The sequence below is a fragment of the Micromonospora vinacea genome, from assembly GCF_015751785.1.
Lineage (GTDB): Bacteria > Actinomycetota > Actinomycetes > Mycobacteriales > Micromonosporaceae > Micromonospora > Micromonospora vinacea.
Genome location: NZ_JADOTY010000001.1, coordinates 4687349 through 4701597, shown reverse-complemented (window position 1 = coordinate 4701597; position 14249 = coordinate 4687349). Strand labels below are relative to the sequence as shown.

Here is a 14249-nt window from a genome sequence, read left to right as displayed (position 1 = left end):
GTGGGGGTGGAATGCCGTTCCTGTCGGCACGTCATACGGCCCCCGAAGCCTCCAGAACCAGACGGATCTCGGTCAGCTCGTAGTTGGCGCGGTCGAAGGCGGCGGCCATCGGGATGTTCGTAGTGTCAGTGGTCGCGGTGATGCGCTCGGCGCGTTCGTTCGCGTGGAAGCGGGTGATCTCGGCGAGGATCTCGTCGATCAGTCCCTTGCCGCGCTGCTCGGGTACGACTCCGAGATACCCGACGTTGCGGTTGTACGGGGTCGCTGACGGGATGGCCAGGCCGGCGAGAGTGCCGTCGGGCAGCTCCGCCAGCCTCCACCAGGAGCGCTCACCCGGGCAGTCGAGGTAGAACTTCATGTCCTCTTCGGCCAGTTGCCTGGCGCTCTTTGTGCGCAGCTCGTCACGGGTGGCCTCGTCGAGGCTGTCGCCCGACACCCGGACGAAGGCCTCCAGGAACTCCTCGTCGCTGCCCTCGCGGAACGTCAGCCGACCGTCGGCCTCGGGCAGTCCCGCCGCCGGAGTCCACTCGTAGCGCAGACGCTGAATCTCCCGGCTCAGCCCCGTGCGCAGGCCCGCCTCGCGACGCCAGGCCACCGCCTCGCTGAGTTCCGGTCGGCTGCTCCAGTCCGTTGGGAGGGAGAGATTGTACAGCGGCCGCGCACCGAAGGCGGCATGCGCGGCGTCAAGGAGCCTGGTGGCGACGGCGACCGGATCGGCAACGGTGGAACGGACCTGAAGGCAATCGAGCGCTATGGGGCGCTCGCTGTCGGCACGACCCCACCACACCGCACGGGCAAGGACGTACCCGTTCTCGTCCTCGGCAAGCCAGATCCATTCCGGGCGGAACTGGTTGGCACCGAGCTCCTCGCGGATCTTCTCAGCGGTCAGGGCGGTGATGGGACCGTCGGCCGGGTACGCGGCGGCACGGTCCAGGGCGGTGGAGTCCGCAATAGCGGAAAAGAATCTCACTCGGCGCATGATCACGAATGGAAGATGGCAGAGCAATGCATTTCCTGCTGGCGGCCGCTTACCGTCGCGAACATCACCGCGGCGAAGACGGCTCCCGATGTAGGGCGCTCGTCACCCCCAGGGATGCACTATGGGCCGAGGCTTTGACACTGGACGACCGCGACACCGCCGCACGCCAGCGAGCACAGCTCAGGGTCCACTGGGATCACTGCTCCGCCGACTGGCCGACCACCTGGTCGCCAAGAGGGCTGCGCCGGTACAGCACGTGCCGTCCATCGCGGGCGCGAGTGATCAGGCCTGTCGCGTGGAGGACCTGTAGGTGTTGTGACACGGCGCTGGGTGTGACTGTGAGCCGGCGGGCCATTTCCACTGTCGGTAGCGGTTCGGCAAGGAGGCGGAGCAGTCGCGCTCTGGGCGCGCCGAGGAGCGACGTGACGGCGGTCGCGTCGGCGGTCGGTGTCGGCGCCCAGAGCGTTGCTACTCCACGGCAGGGGTACGCCAGCATTGGCGGCTCGTCCGGGCTGACTGGCGGGGCGGGCCTGTGGGAGAAGATGGATGGCACCAGCAGCAGTCCTCGGCCGGCTGCCGCGACGTGATGCCTGCCGATCATCTTGTCGATGTGCAGGACGCCGTCCTGCCAGCGCAGATTCGGGTGCATATCGGCGAAGAGCAGGCGTGCGCCTCCTACGGCCAGTTGTCGGGCGCGGTAGGTCGTGTCCGCCTCCAGGACGAGTCGCATCTGCGGCCAAGTCGGCTTGATCGCTGTTTGCCAATAGCGGTGCAGGCGGTCACAGATGGCGTCGCGGAGTGCGAGCACCGGCTCATCCTCGTTCGCGGTGATTCCCTGAACGACTGCCGGTAGCCCGCCACGCAGGTACAGGGCCAGCAGGTCGCGGCGTACGACGTCCGGAGGTGTTCGGCGTACGGCGGCCAGTTCGTCCTCGAAGGTCGCGGCGAAGGTCGCCGGTCGGGGCGTGAGGAAGTCCGGAACGCAGCGGTCTGGCCCGACCAGTGACATCAACAGGTCGGCGCCGGGCGCGTCGAGTCTGCCGAGAACCGACCTGCGCCAGGGCAGGTGCAGCGCGTACAGGCCAGGGTCGCGTAACACTCGCAGGCTGAGCACGGCCTCGTGGAGCGGCGAGATCGCGAAGCGGGTGTCCGCAAGGTCTTCGACGCCGAGCATGATGCTGATCATTAAGCTGCACACTACATCTCTTGGCGATCGCCGCCGAGGTGCCGTGGACTCTCCGGCATGACACAGATCAACATGACAGACCAGGCCATTCGGCGCACGGCGATTGTCACGGGTGCGGCACGCGGCATCGGTGCCGGGGTGGCCAGGCGTTTGGCGCGCGATGGCCTCGCGGTCGCCGTGGTCGACCTGGTCGAGGACGACTGCGCCGGCACCGTGACCGCCATCACCCTCGACGGCGGAACAGCGGCGGCGTTCGCCGCCGACGTCAACGACGAGTCGGCCGTGACTGCCACTGTCGCTCGGATCGCCGCCGAGTTGGGATCACCGACGGTGCTGATCAACAACGCCGGCATCGGCGGCCCCAACGCCGGCGTCGAGGAGACGAGCACCCAGCAGTGGGATGCGGTCACCGGGGTCAGCCTGCGCGGAGCGTTCTTCCTGACCCGGGCCGTGACCCCCTACATGGTGGCGGCCAACTGGGGACGGATCGTCAACATGTCGAGCATTTCCGCGCTCGGAGATTCCGGCCGCGTTGACTACGCCGCCGCGAAGGCCGGTCTGATCGGCTTCACCAAATCGCTCGCGCTGCGACTCGGGCAGCATGGCGTGACGGCGAACGCCATCGGGCCAGGCTTCGTGGTCAGTGACATGACCAGGGTCGGGGCCCAGCGACGGGGCCGCAGCTTCGAGGAGCACCAGCGGATCGTGGCGCAGACCATCCCGGTACGCCGGGTCGGCCAGCCCGAGGACATCGCGCACACCGCGTCGTACCTGGTCAGCCCCGAAGCCGGGTTCGTCTCCGGCCAGGTCATCTACGTCGCCGGCGGGCCGGTGGACTGACGTGATCGACGCTTTCGGACAGGCGGTTCGCACATGAGTCGCAGTCGCCGCCCAGAACCTGACGAAGGATGATTGTCGTGCCAGCCTCTACCCACCTCCCATCCCTTTCGCCGGATGTGCCGATGCACGATGGCCAGCTCACAGTCTCACTCAACGCGGTGCGTGAGCTGGTGGACGCGCAGTTCCCCGAGTGGCGAAGCCTGCCTATCCGGTGCGTCGCTTCGCAGGGAACGGTCAATGCCATCTTCCGTATCGGGGAACGGTTCACGGCCCGGTTTCCCCTTCAGCCTCATGAGGTCGACGCGGCGCAGGTCTGGCTGGAACGCGAGGCGGAAGCGGCCCGAGAACTGATGGGTCGTACGCGATTTCCCACCCCCGAGCCGGTCGCCATCGGTGACCCCGGCGCCGGCTACCCGCTTCCGTGGTCGGTACAGACCTGGGTACCCGGTGTCATAGCCACCGACGAGGACCCAGGCGACTTGGTCGCGTTCGCGCACGATCTGGCCGATTTCGTCACTGGTGTGCGAGCCATCGACACACGGGGACGCACGTTCACAGGGCAGGGTCGCGGTGGCGAGCTACCAGCGCACGACGGGTGGATGGAAACCTGCTTCGGGCGCAGCGAGGCACTGCTGGACGTCCCGCTGCTCCGCCGGATCTGGAAGGTCATGAGGGAACTGCCGCGGGGCGAGGCCCCGGACAGGATGAACCATGGTGATCTCATTCCGGGCAACGTCCTCGTCTCCGGTGGGCGGCTGGCCGGGGTTCTCGACGTGGGCGGACTGGGGCCTGCCGACCCTGCCCTCGATCTCGTCAGCGCCTGGCACCTGCTGGAACGCGAGCCACGTCGGGCATTTCGGCAGCAACTCGGCTGCGACGATCTCGAATGGGAGCGCGGCAAAGCGTGGGCCTTCCAGCAGGCAATGGGGGTGGTTTGGTACTACCACCAGACCAACGCCGCCATGAGTCGGATGGGCCGACGCACACTCGCGCGCATCATTGCCGATTCAACATCAGCCTGAGTCGGCACGCCCGAACGAGTCGTCGCCGCCAACAATACCGCCGCGTCGGCTGCCGCATACCGCCACAGCACCAACGAAAGCCGCGACCGGGCCCGTCCCCAAGTTGGGACGGGCCCGGTCACGCTCCCCCGAGCAGGATCCGTTGCCGTCAGCCCCCGATCGCGATGGCGAAGACGTGCATGGTCGGCACGTTCGTCGCGGGTCGGGCGCTGATGTTCGGCAACACCACCGAGGCCACCGCCTTGCTCTGCAACGCGACACCCACGTAGTAGATGCAGGCCGCGGTGGCCTGGCGGGTGTTGTTGGGCCGGTTCTGGTAGGCGGACACGATGGCCGCGGTCCCGCCGGAGTGCGGCCCGCCGTACCAGTCGGGCGTGCTCAGCGTGAACGTCTGGCGGGTGCCGTCGGCGTAGACGACCGTGCCGGTCCCGGACACCGCGCCGTAGGTGCCGGTCAGCAGGAAACCGAGCGTGCTGCCAGTGCCGGTCACGCCGATGGTCTGGCCCGAGGCGATGGCGTTGTCGGCGGCCCCGGAGCTGACGTTGGGCCAGCGGAAGTTGACCCCGTTGCGGCTGATCGTGCCGCCCGGGCTGGCGCCGGCCTGCGCCAGGGCCTGCGCGGAGAGCGACGCCCCGCCGCCGTCGAAGTTGCCGACGTTGGTGTTGCTGTCGCTGGTGATGCCGACGTTGCTGAAGCTCTGCTCCAGCGTCGGTGTGGCGACCCCGGAACTGGTGACCCGGTAGGTGCGTCCGCCCGACACTGTGACGTCGATCAGGTCGGACTCGATCCGGGTGGTCCGGGCCGCCGTACCGTCGGCGGTGTCGACCACAGTCACGGTGCCGGTCAGGATCCGGGAGCGCAGGCGGACAGTGCCGGACCGGTCCGGTCGGATGAGGATCTCGGTGGCCACACCGCTCGCCCAGGTGACGCCGACCGTGTGCCCACCCCGACCGCGCAGGCCGGTCACCCGCCCGCTCGGCCAGGCGGGCGGCAGCGCGGGCAGGACGTGCAGCTCGCCGGTGTGACTCTGCAACAGCATCTCGGCGATGCCGGCGGTGGCGCCGAAGTTGCCGTCGATCTGGAACGGTGGGTGCAGGTCGAACATGTTGGGCGCGAGTCGCGCGGTGGTGGCGAGGTAGCGGATCAGGTCGTGCGCCCGCTTGCCCTCTTCCATCCGAGCCCAGAAGTTGATTTTCCAGGCCAGCGACCAGCCGGTTCCGTCGTCGCCGCGCAGCGCCAGGGTCCGCCTGGCCGCCTCGAACAGCTGCGGTGTGCCGCGCTTGGTGATCTGGTTGCTGGGGGCCAGCCCGTACAGGTGCGAGATGTGCCGGTGGTTGGGCTCGGTCTCCACCCAGTCGTAGAGCCACTCCATGATGTTGCCGCGCGAGCCGACCTTCATGGGTGGGAGCCGGTCCCGGGTGGCGCGGACCTGCGCCCGGAAGGTGCTGTCCACGTCGAGGATCTCGCTCGCCCTGGCGCATGCGTCGAACAGGTCCCGCAGGATCTGGTTGTCCATGGTGGGGCCGGCGCAGATGCTGGCGTTCGAATGGTGGCTCAGCTCCGGCGAGTTCGACGGGTTGGTCACCAGGTAGCCGAGGGTCGGCTCGGTCACCAGGGTGTTGAGGAAGAACTGCGCCGCGCCCTTCATGGCCGGGTAGTTCGTCCGCAGGAACTCGATGTCGCCGTTGAACAGGTAGTGGTCCCAGATCAACGTGGACAGCCAGGCGCCACCGGTCTGCCACATGCCCCAGAACGCGCCGTCCACCACCGCGGTCGCCCGCCACGCGTCGGTGTTGTGGTGGGTGACCCAGCCACTGGCGGCGCCGTACTGCACCTGGGCGGTCCGCGCTCCGGTGACGGCGAGGTCTCTGACCATGTCGAAGACCGGGTTGTGACACTCGGCCAGGTTGGTGGTGTTGGCCGGCCAGTAGTTCATCGGCAGGTTGGCGTTGATCGTGTACTTCGAGTCCCAGGAGGGGGCCAGCGAGTCGTTCCAGATGCCCTGGAGGTTGGCCGGCTGGGTGCCGGGCCGCGAGGACGAGATCAGCAGGTACCGCCCGAACTGGAACAGCAGCGCCGAGAACTGCGGGTCGTTGACGCTGTTGTGCTGGGCGATCCGGACATCCGTCGTCTGGTCGGCCGCGGACGTGCGGCCCAGATCGAGAGTGACCCGCCCGAACAACGCCTGGTAGTCGGCCACGTGCCGGCTGCGCAGCTGGTCGTAGCTGCTGGCCCGCGCGGCGGTGAGGCGCTGCCGGGCGATGCCCTGGTAGTCGCCGCCGACGTTGCGGTAGTTGACGTAACTGGAGCCGATGGAGACCAGCAGGATCACGCTGTTGGCGTTTGTCACCCGCAGGGTGCCGCCGGAGCTGGACACGCTGCCGCCGCTGACTGTCGCGTTGGCCAGGGCGAGGAAGCGGACCGCGCCGGTGACGCCCTCCATGTTTCCGGAGACACCGTCGAGACCGATCGTGGTGCCGTCCGGGCTGGACACCGTGGTGCGCTGCGGGCTGTCGAAGGTGGCGGTGAAACTGATCGAGCCGGTCCGGTCGGCGGTCAAGCGGATCGCGATGACCTGGTCCGGCGCGCTGGCGAACACCTCCCGCTGGTGACGGACGCCGTTCAGCACGTACGTCGTCGTGGCGGTGGCGGTGGTGAGGTCGAGCGTCCGGTTGTGCTGCGAGGCTCCGCTGGCGGATCCGAAGGCGAGGCGGAGGTTGCCGACCGTCTGGTAGGCCAACTGGCCGCCGGGGTTACCCATCATGGTCTGGTTGACCAGATCCTGGGCCTGGGTCCACTGGTTCGCGTTGACCAGCCGGCGAATCTCCGCGAGGGCTCCCGCGCCCCTGGGGTTGCTGGGGTCGTGCGGACCGCCGGCCCAGACGGTGTCCTCGTTGAGCTGAAGTCGCTCGGTGTCGACGTTGCCGAAGACCATGGCGCCGAGCCGGCCGTTGCCAATGGGCAGCGCCCGCAGCCAGTCGGTGCCGGCCCCTTCGTCGTACCACAGGGCCATGTCCCCGGCGGCCAACACCTGCGGCGGCGCCACCGAGTCAGCTCGTGCCACGGCGGTCCACGGCACCGGCAGGAGAGCGCCGCCCGCGCCGGCCGCGCCGATCTTGAGGGCTTGCCGTCGGGTCAGGTCTGACATCGATCCTCCAAACGGTGACCAGTCCGGCCACCCCGAAGCGTGACAACTATGGGACTCGACATGGGGATCCGCTTGGTGGCGCCAACCGGGACCCTGCCTGAGCAGGCCGACGCCGGGCCTTGGCGAGCCAGACATCTGATGTGTTTCGGGAAGGTTACTCCGAGGCCACAGAATAGGCAACGGTCGATCGATAGGTGGACGCGCGGCCCCTCTGGCCGGTCAGCGAGACGAACGGGCGGGTGAACAGCGGCAGACCGAGGCGGCACGGCACTGTGATTCGCCAGATCGACGCCCACGGCCACCCACCCCGATGGCCATACATCAGATGTACGGAGACGAGCGGCCGAATGCCGCTGGCACCAGCTCCGACGTACACCCTCGAAACGGCAGCGCAACCCCGCCGGGCCCACGGACGTGTAGTGGGAAATCCCAATCGATGCGTCACTCGGAGGAGCCATGACACTGACCGCGCTCCGCGCCCTCCTGCCCGTCGCCGCGCTGGCCGGCCTGGCCGCCTGCACCGCCACCGCCCCCACTCCCGCCGCCGAGGCGAGCAGCACGCCACCGGCCAGCGCCGCACCCACCTCGCCCGCGACCCCGTCCACCGCCGTCAGCGCGTCACCGACCCGCAGCGCGTCACCCGACACCGCCCGGGCCGTCTGTCCGGTGAGCGCGACGACCCTCCAGCGCGCCTCCGGGTTGGACAGCAGCACCCACCGGATCGACAGGGATCAGATCAGGTGCGCCAGGCAGTGGGCCACTGCCGGTGTGATCGCCGTCGACCCCGGGATGCAGGGCGACGGTGTGCTGTTGTTCAAGCACTCGAACGGTGGGTGGCAGAAGGTGGGCGAGGGCAGCGCACTCGAATGCACCCCGTTCGGCATACCGCCAGAGATCGGCGACCAGGTCGGCTGTAGCGACCACTGAACGGTCGGGTGGCGTCGACGCGGCACGCAGCCTCCCGACGGAGGAGCCCGGACCGGCTGTTGCACCGGTCCGGGCTCCTCTGTCGGTGGAGACGATCAGTCGCAACCCAGTGTCTGCGTCGTGCGGGGCCAGGCCTCCACCCGCTCGGAACCCGGGTAGACCACGTACGCCAGGTTGTCGGAGTCGCTTGCCGCCAACCACAGTTGCTGCCCGTCCGGGCCGGTGTAGTCGGTGGTGCGGGCATCAGCCGGCAACTCGGCGCCCGGGGCGTAGCTGGCGCGGACCTGCGCAGCGAGCCGTCCCGAGGGGTCCCGGACGTACTGCCGGTTCGCCGCCGGGCCGGTCTGACCCGGCAGCGGCCAGGTGACGTGCAGGAAGGTCAGATCCTGCCAACCACAGTGCTCGGACCCCGCGTACGACTCGACGGCCTTGTCCTGACCCGCGCCGTTGCTCCAGTAGGCAACCTCGGCGTCACCCGATCCGCAGGCCGCGACGACGAGAGTGCCGACGATCAACGCCCAGCGGACCGGCCAGCTGGAGCGGAAGCCGGACACCACTGACCCCCTTCGCCGGTGAGCTGCCAGGTGCTGACCCTCGTACCCGCTACTTGTGGGCCAACCTATCAAGCTGCTTGGCGGAGGTGGTGATCTCTGGAGACCGTGACCGTACGAACGGTGACGACCGTGGATCCGCCATGACACCGTGCGTTGGCCGCCGCCCGGCGCGTCGCGTCCGCAATCTGGTTGTCCTCCGCCGGCAGGCGGGTGACCATGGGCGGCATGGCGGGAGGACGGCGGTGAGATCGCCTCTTCAGGGCGGACTACCGCCGGGCGGCGCGGCGGTGGTCGGCGCCGTCGTGGAGATCGCCTGCGACGAGTCGGGTTTCTCGGGTACGAACCTGCTGCACTCGACCGCCCCGGTGATCACGCACGCGAGCGTCGACCTGGTCGTCGACGAGGCGGTCGCGCTCATCACCGCCCTGCGGTCCGGGTTCCGGTTCTCGCCGCACGAACTCAAGTCCGGCCGGTTTCTGCGCGGCTCGGGTGCGCAGGAGGCACTGGAGTGGTTCCTGGCGGCGCTGGCCGGCCGCGCGCACGTCCACCTCATCGACAAGGAGTTCTTCCTCGTCACCCGGATCGTGGACTTCCTGCTGACCGAGCCGTCGTACGCGGCGGGCACCCGCCTGGCTCGCGAGCACCATCCGGCCGCTCTCGCCCTGCACGAGGCCGGACGACCGACCGGAGGCGACTGGGATGCCTTCCTGTCGGCGTTCGTCGACCTGGTCCGGATGAAGCGGAGACTTCCGGTCGACCAGACGGTGCGGCGGTTCTTCCAGGCCCGGGACGCGCTGCGGCGACACGGCCTCGGCACGGTGGCCGACGCCGTCCTCGACGGGCTCCGCCCGAACCATGTGCGGGCCATGGTGGCCCGGCTCGACGTCGACGATCGCACGGTCCCTCCCCCGCTGGAACCGCTGCTGCCGGCGCTGGCCGAAACGGTCCTGTCCTGGAGCGGCGGCCAACGGCAGGTGCTGGTGACCCACGACGAGCAGAGCGCCCTGACGGCCGACCGGCTGACCCGCCTTCAGCGGGTGCTGGCCGCCAACGGCGACGCGTCGGCGGCCGGCGTCGACCGGGCTGAGGCGTTGCCGGACGGCGTGTCACCCCTGGCGGGGCTGGTGATGGTCGACTCCCGCGACGATCCGCGCGTCCAGGTCGCGGATCTCCTCGCGGGAGTGGCCCGGCGGATGCCCGGCATCATCGACGACGCGCTCCGTCAGCCGCCGCCCGTTCCCACCGGGTGACGACAGCAGCCCTGGTCACGACGCGGCACGGGCTCGGAGGGCTTGCGTGGTCGCCGAGTCAGCGGGAAAGAACGCCTCGACGGCCAGCCCGGCGACTGTGACATCCCGCGGCGTACCGAAGAGGGTCGTGGTGCTGACGAAGGACAGCTCCTGGTCACCGTGCCGGTATCGGAGCGGGACGAGAACACGTGAGAGCACATCGCTGGCCGGTGTCGTGTCGACGTCGCCACCGGGATAGCCGCGCAGCTCCTCATGCAGGTCGTACAGGATCGGGTCGTTTGTCGTCGCCGCCTGTTGGTGCAGCCGTTTCAGCAGGTGGGCACGCCATTCGGGCAGATTGACGATGCGCGGTGCCAGGCCGTCGGGGTGCAGGCTGAGGCGCAGCACGTTGATCGGTGGGGTGAGCAGGTGCGGCTGCGCGTCCATGGTGAACAGGGCGACGGCAGGGTTGGCGTCGACGAGGTGCCAGTGCTGGTCCACGAGCAGCGCGGGGTACGGGCGGTGACCGTCGAGGATCTGCCGTACGGCGGCCCGTACCGGCGCCAACTCGGGGTCCCCCAGTTCGTGGCGGGGGTAGGCCGGCGCGTAACCGCCGGCCAGCAGCATCGTGTTGCGCTCGGCCAGCGGCATCTCCAGGTGCTCGGCCAGCCGCAGGATGAGGTCCGGGCTCGGCCGCGACCGGCCGGTCTCGACGAAGCTCAGATGCCGGGCCGACACTCCCGCCTCGATCGACAGGTCGAGCTGGCTCATCCCGCGAGTCCGCCGCCAGTCGCGCAGCAGCTCCCCCACCGGTCGCTTCGGCCGAGTTGAGATCGTCACTCACCGACCCTAGTTCCGCGCCGGCACCCCGGCCATTACCTGCCAGGTAATCGACAGCCCACCACGACACCGGAAAAATCTCTCCCGGCACGACCGATCCGGTACGGCGGCGACCCGGCGACCCACGCCGATCGCCGGCCCCTGCCACCCAGGTCACCGCACCAGACGCAAAGGACGGACCATCATGACCGCGTACGCGCTCGCGCACCTCCGCAAGGCACCCATCCACGACGAGGTGCTGACGTACCTGGAGCGAATCGACGCCACCCTCGCACCCTTCGCTGGCCGGTTCCTCGTCCACGGCGGTGCCGTCGACGTGCTGGAGGGCGACTGGCCCGGCGACGTGATCGTCATCGAGTTTCCGGACCTGAACCAGGCCCGCTCCTGGTACCGGTCCAGCGCCTATCAGGAGATCAAGCCCTTGCGGACGAGGCACCTCACCGGCGACGTGATCCTCGTTGACGGGGTCGAGTCCGGCCACGACTCGTCGCAGATGGCCGCGACCATCCGCCGCGCCACCGGTCGGTAGCGCCCGACGCACGAGCGCCGTCCCGAAGAACCGGATGGCTCGCCGTTCTCAAGGCACCCTGACACCGGCCAGCCGGCCGTAGTCTCATCGGATGCAGGACATCCAGACGCACACCCTGGTCATTCCCGGCGTCGACCTGGTCTACGACGTCCGCGGCCCGCTCCCTCCCACTGGCGCCCATCGTGCGCTGCTCATGATCGGCCAGCCGATGACGGCGGAGGGCTTCACCGCCCTCGCCCCGCACTTCACGGACCGCACGGTCCTCACCTACGACCCGCGTGGCCTGGGCCGCAGCGTCCGCAAGGACGGTCGGTCCGACCACACGCCGCAGCAGCAGGCGGCCGACCTGCACGCGCTCGTCGAGGCGCTCGACGTCGGGCCGGTCGACCTGTTCGCCAGCAGCGGCGGCGCGGTGACCGCACTCGAACTGGTCGCCACCCACCCCGGTGACGTCGCCACCCTGGTGGCGCACGAACCGCCGATCAACGCAGTGCTCCCCGACGCCACGGCCGCCGAGCGCGCCCGAGCCGGCTTCTACGAGGCGTACCAGGCGAAGGGCTCGGGCGCGGGAATGGCCGCGTTCATCGCGATGACCTCCTGGCAGGGCGAGTTCACCGATGCCTACTTCGCCCAGCCCACCCCCGACCCGGCGATGTTCGGCATGACCGCCGACGACGACGGCAGCCGCGACGACCCGCTGCTGTCGCAGAACTCGTGGGCGATCACCGACTACCGCCCCGACGCGGGGCTGCTCACCGCCGCTCCCACCCGGATCGTGGTAGCTGTCGGCGAGGAGTCGGCCGGCACGTACACCGCCCGCACCGCCCTGGGCCTCGCGGCGCTGCTCGGCCAGGAGGCCGTGGTGTTCCCAAGCCACCACGGCGGGTTCCTCGGCGGCGAGTTCGGCTACGCGGGCAAGCCCGAGGAGTTCGCCGCGCGGCTGCGGGAGGTGCTGGACGCGGGCTGACCCCTGCTCAACGGGTTGCGTCGGAGTAGACCTCGACGTCGTAGAGCAACTGCACATCACGGCGGCCGTTGGTGATGCCGACGAAGACCGGGTCACCGGCCGGGGTGCGGCCCTGACGCCACGCCTGCTCCCGGGCGGCCTCCCGCGACTCGTGATGGATTCTGCCCTCGTGATGCAGTTGCAGCACCCGACGGGCGGTGGCGCGGTCACTGTCGAGGTGGACTCGCAGGAGAGGCACGTCGGAACCTCCTTGCGCAACCGTCACTCCAACTTTCCTACGAACAACCACCTTACCGCCGTTAAATTGCCTGTCCATCTGTTTAGGATGCCTCCATGCCCCCCGTCGACCCCGGCATGTCCACCTCGCCCTCGGCGACGCGACCGGACAATCACGCCGCGCCGCCGGTATGGCTGCGCGCAGCGCCGTTGCGGGCGCGGAGGAAGCCACCCCTGACCCTCGATCGCATCGTGGACGCGGCAGTGATCGTGCTGGACGAGCTTGGCGCCGAGGGCCTGACGATGCGCTGCCTCGCGCAGCGGCTCGACGTGACGGCGACCGCGTTGTACTGGCACGTGAGGACGAAGGACGACGTCCTGGACCTGGCCGTCGACCGGATCTTCGGCGATGTGCCCGTTCCGGACGCGAGCGACAGCTGGCTGGAGGACATCCGCGTCCTCGTTCGCGCCTGGCGCGGCGCCATTCTGGACCATCCCTGGGCAGCAGGGCTCGTCGGCCGCCCCATGCTCGGTCCGAACGTGCTGGCCCGCACCGAGTTTCTGCAATCGGCGCTGGTACGCGGCGGCTGTAGCGGGCTGCACCTCGCGGTGGCGACGCGCCTGCTGGCCAACTACGTCATCGGCGCCTCGCTCACCGAAGCCACCTGGCGACGAACCACGGAGCCGGAAACCAGGGCCGCGGCCCGCGCCCACGTCGTCGCGAGCGCCAACGCCTATCCGACCCTCGACGCCTCGGGCCACCTCGACGACACGCGATGGGACGACGACCTGCTGTTCGAGGAGGGCCTCGACGCCATTCTCCGCACGGCGGCCCGGCGGTAGCGAGCGAGCCCACCGGTACCGGTGCCAGCCCCGCACCGCCCGGAACGATCAGGAGGCCGGAGCTCGTGCAGTTGGCCCGACCGGCCGTATCGTGGGACGAGGAGGCGACGATCCGCCGCCTTCGATGAAGGGCCTCCCGCAGCGGCCGAGGAGAACGAGATGACTGGTCTGGCGACCGTCGGCGCCTTCGTGGGCGTCCTGCTCGTCGGTCTCGTGGTCCTGGTCCGTAAGCCGGCCGACGCTCGGTCAGTGCTCAGATGGTCGGCCCTGGCGATCACCGTGCTGGTGGCCGCCGTGCTGACTCCCTTCACCGTGGACGACTCGGGCGCCGCAGCCGGCTATCTGCTCGGCGTTCCCGTCGTCGCGGCGATACTGCCCGTTCTCGCCCAGCGGGTCGGTCGGCTGACCCTGGTCGCCGATCTGGTGGCCGCGCTCGTGATCACCGGATGGGGCCTGCTGCTCGGGCTGGGCATCGGTGGCGCGTTCCTACCAGCGGTGATACTCCTGATCGCCAGCGCCGCGGGCACCTGGGCGCCGCGGCCGTCCACCACCGGTTGACCCGGTGACGCGCGGTCAGCCGTCCGGGGTGAACAGCCCCTGGACGCCGACGACGATCGCGATGAGGCCGAAGATCGCGAGCAACAGCCGGACCCCGGTGGCGCCGTCCGACCGATCGTCGCGCGGCGTCGACCGCCCGGTCAGTCGGCCCCACAGCAGGGCGAGCCCCACCCCGACCCCCACCACCTCGAAGTGGAACACCCGGGGCCCGGACACCAGGTGGACGATCAGGTAGTAGCCGCCGGTCACCAGTGCCACGAGGCCGACCACCCACGCGATCGGGGCGGCCCGACCGGCGAGGCGGCCCAGGTCGTCGCCGACTCGTGGCAGCAGCCGCAGCACCGCCACGGCGAGCAGGAAGCCACCGACGATGTTGGCGAGGTCGAGCAGCAGAGCCATAATCACGAGGAG

15 protein-coding genes are annotated in these 14249 nt (G+C 69.6%); 8 read left to right on the top strand and 7 right to left on the bottom strand.

Annotated elements, in window-relative coordinates:
* Window positions 1–31 precede the first annotated feature (31 nt).
* Both IW249_RS22090 and IW249_RS22085 read right to left on the bottom strand, forming a co-directional pair.
* On the bottom strand, window positions 32–979 hold the full coding sequence (locus IW249_RS22090; RefSeq protein WP_372432988.1) for a GNAT family N-acetyltransferase: 948 nt from the start codon (window positions 977–979) through the stop codon (window positions 32–34).
* Between the two features lie 196 nt (window positions 980–1175).
* Entirely contained in the window at window positions 1176–2165 is a 990-nt protein-coding gene (locus IW249_RS22085) for an ArsR/SmtB family transcription factor (protein ID WP_196922497.1), read from the bottom strand.
* 72 nt (window positions 2166–2237) lie between these two features.
* On the opposite strand from IW249_RS22085, the gene IW249_RS22080 reads away from it, so the two are divergent.
* Together IW249_RS22080 and IW249_RS22075 are read left to right on the top strand one after the other, a co-directional pair.
* Entirely contained in the window at window positions 2238–3005 is a 768-nt protein-coding gene (locus IW249_RS22080; protein ID WP_196924903.1) for an SDR family NAD(P)-dependent oxidoreductase, read from the top strand.
* 77 nt (window positions 3006–3082) lie between these two features.
* Complete coding sequence (locus IW249_RS22075) at window positions 3083–4027, top strand: aminoglycoside phosphotransferase family protein (RefSeq protein ID WP_307788668.1); 945 nt, start codon at window positions 3083–3085, stop codon at window positions 4025–4027.
* A gap of 148 nt (window positions 4028–4175) precedes the next feature.
* Here the strand turns inward: IW249_RS22075 and IW249_RS22070 are convergent, their stop codons facing one another.
* Entirely contained in the window at window positions 4176–7175 is a 3000-nt protein-coding gene (locus tag IW249_RS22070) for a glycoside hydrolase family 95 protein (RefSeq protein ID WP_196922496.1), read from the bottom strand.
* Between the two features lie 456 nt (window positions 7176–7631).
* On the opposite strand from IW249_RS22070, the gene IW249_RS22065 reads away from it, so the two are divergent.
* Complete coding sequence (locus IW249_RS22065) at window positions 7632–8102, top strand: hypothetical protein (RefSeq protein WP_196922495.1); 471 nt, start codon at window positions 7632–7634, stop codon at window positions 8100–8102.
* Between the two features lie 95 nt (window positions 8103–8197).
* On the opposite strand, the gene IW249_RS22060 is transcribed toward IW249_RS22065, so the two are convergent.
* Complete coding sequence (locus tag IW249_RS22060; RefSeq protein WP_196922494.1) at window positions 8198–8656, bottom strand: hypothetical protein; 459 nt, start codon at window positions 8654–8656, stop codon at window positions 8198–8200.
* Between the two features lie 242 nt (window positions 8657–8898).
* Here IW249_RS22060 and IW249_RS22055 point away from each other — a divergent pair, with 242 nt between their 5' ends.
* Window positions 8899–9906 carry a hypothetical protein gene (locus IW249_RS22055; RefSeq protein ID WP_231392613.1) on the top strand — a complete coding sequence of 336 codons (1008 nt, stop codon included), beginning with the start codon at window positions 8899–8901 and terminating at the stop codon, window positions 9904–9906.
* 15 nt (window positions 9907–9921) lie between these two features.
* Here IW249_RS22055 and IW249_RS22050 read toward each other — a convergent pair whose 3' ends face one another.
* Window positions 9922–10725, bottom strand: coding sequence for a helix-turn-helix domain-containing protein (locus IW249_RS22050; RefSeq protein WP_196922493.1), 804 nt, complete (start codon window positions 10723–10725; stop codon window positions 9922–9924).
* Window positions 10726–10909: 184 nt separating this feature from the next.
* Here IW249_RS22050 and IW249_RS22045 point away from each other — a divergent pair, with 184 nt between their 5' ends.
* The gene (locus IW249_RS22045) at window positions 10910–11254 is read left to right on the top strand and encodes a DUF1330 domain-containing protein (protein ID WP_196922492.1); all 345 of its coding nucleotides are present in this window, start codon (window positions 10910–10912) and stop codon (window positions 11252–11254) included.
* 91 nt (window positions 11255–11345) lie between these two features.
* Window positions 11346–12221, top strand: coding sequence for an alpha/beta fold hydrolase (locus IW249_RS22040; protein WP_196922491.1), 876 nt, complete (start codon window positions 11346–11348; stop codon window positions 12219–12221).
* 7 nt (window positions 12222–12228) lie between these two features.
* Here the strand turns inward: IW249_RS22040 and IW249_RS22035 are convergent, their stop codons facing one another.
* Entirely contained in the window at window positions 12229–12459 is a 231-nt protein-coding gene (locus IW249_RS22035) for a hypothetical protein (RefSeq protein ID WP_196922490.1), read from the bottom strand.
* 95 nt (window positions 12460–12554) lie between these two features.
* Between IW249_RS22035 and IW249_RS22030 the strand changes: the two genes are divergently transcribed.
* Window positions 12555–13280 (top strand): TetR/AcrR family transcriptional regulator, encoded by a 726-nt coding sequence (locus tag IW249_RS22030; protein ID WP_231392611.1) that lies wholly within the window; start codon window positions 12555–12557, stop codon window positions 13278–13280.
* A 159-nt stretch (window positions 13281–13439) separates the two neighbouring features.
* Window positions 13440–13838: a hypothetical protein gene (locus IW249_RS22025; protein ID WP_196922489.1), complete on the top strand. Its 399-nt coding sequence runs from the start codon at window positions 13440–13442 to the stop codon at window positions 13836–13838.
* A gap of 15 nt (window positions 13839–13853) precedes the next feature.
* Here IW249_RS22025 and IW249_RS22020 read toward each other — a convergent pair whose 3' ends face one another.
* On the bottom strand, window positions 13854–14237 hold the full coding sequence (locus IW249_RS22020) for a hypothetical protein (protein WP_231393890.1): 384 nt from the start codon (window positions 14235–14237) through the stop codon (window positions 13854–13856).
* Window positions 14238–14249: the final 12 nt, after the last annotated feature.

Coding starts and splice junctions, on each gene's coding strand:
- IW249_RS22040 (WP_196922491.1), top strand. CDS start 11,346: ATGCAGGACATCCAGACGCACACCCTGGTCATTCCCGGCGTCGACCTG.
- IW249_RS22030 (WP_231392611.1), top strand. CDS start 12,555: ATGCCCCCCGTCGACCCCGGCATGTCCACCTCGCCCTCGGCGACGCGA.
- IW249_RS22020 (WP_231393890.1), bottom strand. CDS start 14,237: ATGGCTCTGCTGCTCGACCTCGCCAACATCGTCGGTGGCTTCCTGCTC.
- IW249_RS22045 (WP_196922492.1), top strand. CDS start 10,910: ATGACCGCGTACGCGCTCGCGCACCTCCGCAAGGCACCCATCCACGAC.
- IW249_RS22085 (WP_196922497.1), bottom strand. CDS start 2,165: ATGATCAGCATCATGCTCGGCGTCGAAGACCTTGCGGACACCCGCTTC.
- IW249_RS22080 (WP_196924903.1), top strand. CDS start 2,238: ATGACAGACCAGGCCATTCGGCGCACGGCGATTGTCACGGGTGCGGCA.
- IW249_RS22090 (WP_372432988.1), bottom strand. CDS start 979: ATGCGCCGAGTGAGATTCTTTTCCGCTATTGCGGACTCCACCGCCCTG.
- IW249_RS22065 (WP_196922495.1), top strand. CDS start 7,632: ATGACACTGACCGCGCTCCGCGCCCTCCTGCCCGTCGCCGCGCTGGCC.
- IW249_RS22070 (WP_196922496.1), bottom strand. CDS start 7,175: ATGTCAGACCTGACCCGACGGCAAGCCCTCAAGATCGGCGCGGCCGGC.
- IW249_RS22025 (WP_196922489.1), top strand. CDS start 13,440: ATGACTGGTCTGGCGACCGTCGGCGCCTTCGTGGGCGTCCTGCTCGTC.